This window comes from Trebonia sp. (assembly GCF_049794275.1).
Classification (GTDB): Bacteria; Actinomycetota; Actinomycetes; order Streptosporangiales; family Streptosporangiaceae; genus Trebonia.
This window is the reverse complement of the sequence record NZ_JBARCR010000390.1, coordinates 1-7,872: the sequence shown is the minus strand read 5'-3', so window position 1 is coordinate 7,872 and position 7,872 is coordinate 1. Positions and strand designations below refer to the sequence as shown.

The window sequence follows — 7,872 nt, the reverse complement described above, 5'->3', positions numbered from 1 at the left end:
CCGTTACTTTGGGTGCGCCGCAGCCCTGCTGGCGTATCCCGTGCCTATCACGCCGCTATCTCGGAGCGGTTAACCCCGGTGGCTGCCTGCGGCGTTAGGGGCCTGAAACAAGTTCCACAGGAACCTTGCGAGGCTGCCGTCCCCGGGACGGCGGAGTATAGGGAAATATTTCCTTCCGCTAAACGCGCGCCTCCCCGCCGGCGGCCCGCCCTAGCGTATCGGCCCGGGAGCTTCGAAGCGGACTATGGAGGTGCATTGCATGGTCACCGGGCGCAGGTCCGCACGGCGTCGCCGCGCAGATCGGAACCGTGGCGCGCGTATTGCCGCCATCCTCGCCATACCTGTGGCGCTGGGGCTGCTCATCGGGATCGTCATCGTGGTCTTTGGCGGGCATGGGATCAGCGACATCAGTCAGACGGCGCTGGGCGCCTCGGCGAGTCCCTCGGCCTCGGGCAGCACGGCGCCGGCGACGACCGCGGCGGCGAACGTCAGCTGTGACATCATCGTCCCGGCGAACCCGCTCAGCGCTGCGGGCCTGGCCACGCCGTACCAGCTGACCGGCACCGGCGGGATGACCGCGGCGCAGTCCGGCTGCACGATGACCAACGCGGCCAACCTGGGCGCCTTCGTGCAGGCGACGATCCTGAATACGCGAACCGGGGCGCTGTCGGTCTATGACCCGCTGGTCATCACGCAGGGCACCACGCCGGCCGTCGCGCCCGTGGTACCGACGCTGCCGGCGAACGCGATCGTCACGATCGACTTCGGGTTCAACGGCACGAACCTGACCCAGGTCGGCGCCACGCCGACCGCCCTCGCGCAGGGCAGCTGCGTCAACGGCACGGCGGGATCGATCTTCGGTCAGGTGTCATTCTGCAACGGCATCAACTTCTTCAACACCGCGCACCGGCTCGAGGCCCAGGGCAGGCTGGTCGTGCCGTCAGAAGGCACCTCCGGGAAGATCGTCGCGTCCGGTGGCGCGCTAGGCACCGGTCAGGCTTGTCCGGTCACGCACAACTTCGACATGATCGACCAGGACCAGTCCGACAACGTGACCACCCTGTACCTGCTGAACCCGGCGACCGGACAGACCGCGCAGGACACCACGGCGAACGCGGCCAACATTCCGGGCTCCACGACACTGGCCAACGGCAGTGACAACATTCTGGTCGACGCGTTCATGGACCCGACGCTCGGCTGCACCCCGTTCCAGGCGCCGGACCTGGCCAACAACAACGCGCCGACGTCCTCCCAGGCGCTGGACGAACTGCTCGCCGAGAAGCCAGGGAACCAGCCTCGCATCAACGCGCTGGTCCCGGAGAACGACCCGATGGTGCTGGTCAACAACGCGTTCAATGCGCAGAAGGACAACCTGTACCGTGCGGAGCTCGGCCAGCCGGCGGTCAGCGCCCAGACCAACGTGTCAAGCGCCCCGGCTGTGTACTGCCAGAACATGGTCAACATCCAGACCCCGTTCCTGGCGGCCAACCAGACGGTGCTGGCAACCGGCCAGTCCCCGGTGACCGCGATTGGCAACAACCTGCTCACCTTCCTGGCGAACAGGCTCAACATGTCCTTCACCAACCTCGGCTGCCAGAACTTCGGCCTCACCAACCCCGTCACCGTCACGCTGGACGGGAACGGCGCGGCCATCGCGGCCACCTTCACCACCACGGTGCAGAAGGCGACAAACACCGCCGCCGCGACGATGCCGACGCAAGGACAGCGCAAGGGCCGTAACCACCACCAGTTGATGAACCCGGCTGGTATGTAGTCCCACTCCCGCCTGATGGCGGGGGTGGCCCCGGACCCGTCCGGCGCCACCCCCGCCATCTCAGTCGTCCGCGGGCTCCTGCATCCCCTCGGCTTCATACACCGCTTGCGAGAAGCCCTCGATGGCACCGCGGCAGCGCGCCAGCAGATCGGCTGCCTGACGCCCTCGCTCATCAGGGAAGAAGTCCCGTGTCCGGATCTTCCTTAGCCAGCGCGCCAGTTTCTCCAGGTCCTGCTCGCTCTCTTCCATTTCGGCGAACGTGTACTTTCCTGCCTTGGCCTCCTTTCGGATCTCATCGAGAAGAGCGGTGCAGCGCTCGGCGAACTCGTCATACTCCTGGCTTCTGTCCGCCCGGAAACGCTCTGTTATCGCCTCATCCGTGGCGGGCGATGAGACGTGGACGATTAGCGCGAATCCGGTCCCGTGTTGCTTGCGGACGCTTTCCTGCAATTCCTCGAAGAGCTTCCTGTGCGGCGCTGTGTCCGGCAGTACCCAGGTGCCATTCACGACCGAGGTCGCGCCGATTGCCCGCAGCCGGCGCCACAGCGCTACCCGTGCGCTTGATGGTGTGCTGGGAAGCTGCGCCAGAAGCAGCAGCCAGCCTGGCGGAGAGCTGTCCGCGTCCACTAAGATGCAACACCTGTTTCACATTGTGGAGGCTCCGGATATCGGAACACATATTACAACTGGCAGGCCAGCGGCTAATTCTTGACAGCGAAGACTGGCTGATTTAGGTTCCGCACGTACGCCAATCACGCCACCGCCGCACGCTGACGATGACAACCCCCATTCCGACGCACGAGTTCGCCCTGTACTCGCTGGGCGGGCCGGCCCTGCCCGCGGGAACCTGTACCCCGCCGTTCAGCGCTGCCCGCTATAGCAGGTACAAATACGGTTCGGTCACGGCCGCGGGGTGTTTCGCCCGCGCGCTGGGGACGGCTTTCGCCGAGCGCTGCCCTGAGCTCGTCCGGGCCCCGCGGCTGCTGATGACCTCTTCGCCCTACACGTGCGTCCCGACGGCGGCCATGGCGCTCGCCCGGGTGCTGGCCCCGGCGCTGAACGCCGTGCGGGCCCGGCATGGCCTTCCCCCGGCCCCGCTGCTGCGTGTCGACCGGATGAGCGCGTCCGCCGGGGACTACGGCGTGCTGTCGGCGCACGCGCGGGACCGGCTCATGGCGGCCAACACGCTGTCGTTCGGGCGGTTCCGGCCGGACCTGGTTCGTGACGCGCACTTGATGGTCGTCGACGATGTGCGGGTGACCGGCGCGCATCAGCGCTGCCTGATGCGCGCGAGCGAGGGGCTGCCGCTCAGCGCGCGGACCTTCCTCTACATCGTCTCTTTCCGCGGGCTGGCGGGCGGATCCTTCGACCCCGCCCAGGAGGACGCGCTCAACCACGCCGCCATCAGGACACTCGACGACCTCGCCGGGCTCGTGGAGGACGATGATTTCACCTGGAACGTCCGTGTGTGCAAGTTCGTCCTCAGTCCGGCCAACCGCGACGGCCTGCCGCGATTCCTCGGCCGGATGCCTGACTGGTTCGTCCGCGACCTGTACCGCAACAGCTGCCAGGACGGCTACGCCACGATGGGCCACTACGCCTCGAGCCACGAGGTCGTTCGCGCGGAACTGGACAGGCGGCCGGGATGTTCGCTGACCTGACCGACGCGCGTCGCGCGCGCCCGGTCGCCGCGGCGCTCGTCGCGTCCGGGGCTTTTACCGTCGACATGCGGCTGCCAAGGGACCAGTGGTTCCGCTGGAAGTCCGGGATCCTCGCCCCCTGCGGCTGCAACTGCCGCCGCCTCAACACGCTGCCGGCCATCCGCCGCCTCATCGATGATGCGCTCACCGAAGCTACCCGCGCGTCGTTCCCCGACGCCGACTACATCGTCGCTGTCGCTCATGCCGGGATCCCGTGGGCGAAGACGCTTGCCGACCGGCTCGACCTGCCGCTGGCCTACGTGCGCGCAGAGGCGCGCGCGGACGGCGGCCCGCTGGTCGAGTGCTCACCAGGCCAGGGAGCCCGCGCCGTGCTCGTCGAGGACGTGGTCGCGAGCGGCGGCAGCGCGGCGCGGGCGATCGAGGCGCTGCACACAGAGACCGGCCTGCGGGTGGCGGGCGTCCAGTCGATCGCGAACTGGGACTTCCCGCAGATGCGGGCGCTGCTGGCACCGTGGACCGTGCGCGCGCTCACCAGCTACCCGCAGGTGCTGGCTAGCGCGCGGGAAGCGGGCCTGGTCAGCGCGGTCGATGTGGCGGAGCTCCTGCGTTTCTACGCCGATCCCCGCGGCCATGCCTGGAGTTCCGGCCGCGACCTCGCGACCCCGTGACGGGGGAGCGGCGTCCCGGACCGGGCAGTCGTCGCGTGCGCAAGGTCCTGATCGCCAACAGGGGGGAGATCGCGGTCAGGGTTGCCCGGGCGTGCCGTGACGCGGGCCTGGCCAGCGTGGCGGTGTACGCCAGCCAGGACCGCGATGCCATGCACGTCTGGGCGGCTGACGAGGCCGTCCCCCTGCGCGGCGCGTCGCCCGCGCGCACCTACCTCGATATGGCCAGGGTGCTGCGGGCGGCGGCGGAGTCGGGCGCCGACGCGGTCCACCCGGGCTACGGGTTCCTGGCGGACAGCGCCGAGTTCGCCCAGGCGGTGCTGGACGCGGGGCTGACCTGGATCGGGCCGTCGCCCGCGGCGATCCGGCTACTCGGTGACAAGCTCGCCGCGCGGCAGGTGGCCCGGCGAGCCGGGGTGCCGCTCCTGCCGGGGATGACGGCGTCGTCGCGGGATGCCGCTCAGGTAGTGGCGTTCGCGCGCGAGCACGGGCTGCCTGTCGTGCTCAAGACGGCGTCCGGAGGCGGCGGGAGGGGCATCGCCGTGGCCCGGTCAGCCGAGGAGATTCCCCGGGCGTACGCGAGGATCGTGCAGGCCGCGGGCGGCGGAGCGGAGTGCTACGCCGAGCGCTATCTGGACCGCGCGCGGCACCTGGAAACCCAGTGCCTGGCAGACCGGCACGGCGCGGTTGTGGTGATTTCTACCAGGGACTGCTCGCTGCAGCGGCGTCATCAGAAGATCGTGGAGGAGGCCCCGGCGCCGTTCCTCGACGCCGATACGGACACCAGGCTCCGGGCGGCGTCGGTCGCGATCTTGCAGGCGGCGGGTTACGCGGGTCCGGCGACCTGCGAGTTCCTGCTCGGCCGCGACGGCACGCTCGCCTTCCTCGAGGTAAATCCCCGGCTGGCGGTCGCGCATCCGGTCAGCGAGGAGGTCGCCGGGCTTGATCTGGTCCGGGAGACCTTCCGGATCGCCGCGGGCGAGCCCCTGGGCTACGGTGACCCGCGGGTGCGCGGGCATGCCATGCAGTTCCGGATTTACGCCGAGGATCCCGGCCGCGGCTTCGCGCCCGCCCGCGGCACCGTGCGTGTCTGGCGTCCCCCCTCGGGTCCCGGCGTGCGACTGGACCCCGGTGCCAGGCAGGGCTCCCGGGTCGCCGCGGCATTCGGGACACTGCTGGCCAAGCTGATAGTGACCGGCGCCTCCCGTACCGAGGCGCTGCAACGGGCGCGCCGGGCCCTGGGCGAGTTCGAGGTGGCGGGGGTGACGACCAGCCTGCCGTTCCATCGCTGGGCGGTCACCCACGAGGCGTTCGCGCCGCCGGACCCGCGCCGGCCATTCTCGGTTCATGCCGACTGGGTCGAGTCGGCGTACCCGCCCGCCCGTCAGGATAAGTGAAGAATTTCCCGAACGTACGGTGATTCCTGTCTCAGCTAACGCCTTTCCCGGCGCGCAGGGCTGCCCGGTGGGAACTGTTCCGGTTATGCCATCCCTGTCGTGTCCATGCCGCCTGTCACCGAGATCGCGCTCAGAGCATTGATCACCAATAGTGACAGAACGAACACAGTTTGATGACCTGTGATGATCATCCTTAATAGGGCCGGGATCAAGTTGTTACTCTTCTATCATCTTATGTCGCCCACAGTAATCGATCAGTCACATTCGAGTGATATCGCCCGTACTCTGCCGCCAGTAACAGTACGATCTCGTCCCTATAACAGATGGTCTGACCTGCGACGTTAGATATACGAAATGATTCGGTAAGAAAATTTCCAGAATCACGGCACGGGACGGGCCCGATCCGACCGTGTCAGAAATCTTTCGGATTCCTTGCCGCGGTCATTCTGACTGGCGCTACTGTGTCGCCCGTTGGGAGTGCGGAAAGGGAGGTGGGCTGAATGTTCTCCGGGCATAGTCCCGCACCGCGTCGCCGCAGGAGCCAGAGACGCTCCGCGCGCGTCGCGGTAACGATCGCCATACCAGTGGCGCTGGCGCTGCTTATCGGGATCGTGATCGTAGTCCGTGGCCAGCACTCGGCCAACATCAGTGAGACGGCGCTGGGCGCCTCGGCAAGTCCGTCGGCCTCGAGCAGCACGACGCCGGCGACGACCATGGCGGCGAACGTCAACTGTGACATCATCGTCCCGGCGAACCCGCTCAGCGCCAAGGGCCTGGCCACGCCGTACCAGCTGACCGGCACCGGCGGGATGACCGCGGCGCAGTCCGGCTGCACGATGACCAACGCGGCCAGCCTGGGCGCCTTCGTCCAGGCGACGATCCTGAACACCCAGACCGGGCGGCTGTATGTCTATGACCCGCTGGTCATCACGCAGGGCACCACGCCGGCCGTCGCGCCGACCGTGCCGGTGCTGCCGAGGCACTACGTGGCCACGATCGACTTCGGGTTCAACGGCACCGGCCTGTACCAGGTGGGCGCCACGCGCCACGCCCTCGCGCAGGGTAACTGCGTCAACGGCATGCGCGGGTCGATCTTCGGGCAGCAGTCGTTCTGCAACGGCACCAACTTCTTCAACGCCGCGCACCGGATGGAGGCCGAGGGCAGGCTGTTCGTGCCGTCGGAAGGGCGCTCGAGCAAGATCATCCCCACCGGCGGCCGGCTGGGTACCGGTCAGGCTTGCCCGGTCACGCACAACTTCGACATGGTCGACCAGGACCCGTCCGACAACGTGACCACCCTGTACCTGCTGAACCCGGCGACCGGGCAGACCGCGCAGAACACCACGGCGAACGCGGCCAACATCCCCGGCTCCACGACGCTGGCCAACGGCAGTGACAACACGCTGCTGGACCTGTTCATGGACCCGACGCTCGGCTGCACCCCGTTCCAGGTAGCAGACCTGGCCAACAACAACCAGCCGACGTCCTCCCAGGCGCTGGATGAGCTGCTCGCCGAGAAGAACGAGCCGAACATCAGGGCGTTGGTCCCGGAGAACGACGAGATGACGCTGGACGGGCAGGGGCAGTTCGATGTCGCCAAGACCAACCTGTACCGGATGGAGCTCGGTCAGCCGCTGGTCAGCGCCCAGACCAACGTGTCCAGTAGCCCGGCGGTGTTCTGCCAGAACATGGTCAATATCCAGACACCGTTCCTGGCGGCCAACCAGACGCTGCTGGCGACCGGCCAGTCACCGGTGACCGCGGTCGGCAACAACCTGTTCACGTTCCTGGCAAACAGGCTCAGCATGTCCTTCACCAACCTCGGCTGCCAGAACTTCGGCCTCACCGACCCGGTCACTGTCACCCTGGACGGGAACGGCGCGGCCGTGGCGGCCACCTTCACCACCACCGTGCAGAAGGCGAGCAGCACGTCAGGGCCGACGGTGCCGTCTCGGGGACAGCGTCATGGCCGTCATCACCACCAGTACATGAACCCCTCCGGGATGTAGCCAGTCCGCTGGCTGGCCTAGCCCATTGCACGACCCGGGCCTCGTCATTAAGTTGGCGGGGCCCGGGTTATTCAGGTGATCAAAGCAAGCTGGGCCCAGGACAGGAACCCACGATCCGTTCGGGAGATGTTCTTTAATCATGCTGGCGCTGCTAGTCGTGGCTCTGGCGCTCGGGCTGAACAACTTCGGGGCGGCAATCGCCATCGGGGTCAGCGGCGTGGACCGGCTGACGGATTGAAAGCGGCCGCTTCAGCAGACCTGGCACGTGATCACCTCAGCTTTTTCAGCCGGACACGCACCACAGGTCCGAGCCGTACCTAGCTGGGGCTCGGCGGTTCAACTCTCTCACTTGCTAGGAATTGCCGT

The 7,872-nt window shown here is 67.6% G+C and carries 5 protein-coding genes and 1 pseudogene; 5 read left to right on the top strand and 1 reads right to left on the bottom strand.

Annotation, left to right across the window (positions count from 1 at the left end):
* Positions 1-343 precede the first annotated feature (343 nt).
* Positions 344-1,774, top strand: coding sequence for a hypothetical protein (locus tag WA805_RS10635; RefSeq protein ID WP_422288714.1), 1,431 nt, complete (start codon positions 344-346; stop codon positions 1,772-1,774).
* A 60-nt stretch (positions 1,775-1,834) separates the two neighbouring features.
* Here WA805_RS10635 and WA805_RS10630 read toward each other — a convergent pair whose 3' ends face one another.
* A complete protein-coding gene (locus WA805_RS10630; protein WP_422275592.1) occupies positions 1,835-2,401 on the bottom strand; it encodes a Chromate resistance protein ChrB in 567 nt (188 codons plus the stop codon).
* Positions 2,402-2,550: 149 nt separating this feature from the next.
* On the opposite strand from WA805_RS10630, the gene WA805_RS10625 reads away from it, so the two are divergent.
* The 4 genes and pseudogenes from WA805_RS10625 (at position 2,551) to WA805_RS10610 (ending at position 7,506) form a co-directional block, all read left to right on the top strand.
* Entirely contained in the window at positions 2,551-3,435 is an 885-nt protein-coding gene (locus tag WA805_RS10625; protein ID WP_422288715.1) for a phosphoribosyltransferase family protein, read from the top strand.
* Complete coding sequence (locus WA805_RS10620) at positions 3,420-4,103, top strand: orotate phosphoribosyltransferase (RefSeq protein ID WP_422275588.1); 684 nt, start codon at positions 3,420-3,422, stop codon at positions 4,101-4,103. Before WA805_RS10625 ends, WA805_RS10620 begins: the two co-directional genes overlap by 16 nt.
* A 35-nt stretch (positions 4,104-4,138) precedes the next feature.
* Positions 4,139-5,473, top strand: a pseudogene (locus WA805_RS10615) (acetyl-CoA carboxylase biotin carboxylase subunit); the annotation flags it as partial.
* A 608-nt stretch (positions 5,474-6,081) separates the two neighbouring features.
* Positions 6,082-7,506: a hypothetical protein gene (locus tag WA805_RS10610; RefSeq protein ID WP_425242254.1), complete on the top strand. Its 1,425-nt coding sequence runs from the start codon at positions 6,082-6,084 to the stop codon at positions 7,504-7,506.
* Positions 7,507-7,872: the final 366 nt, after the last annotated feature.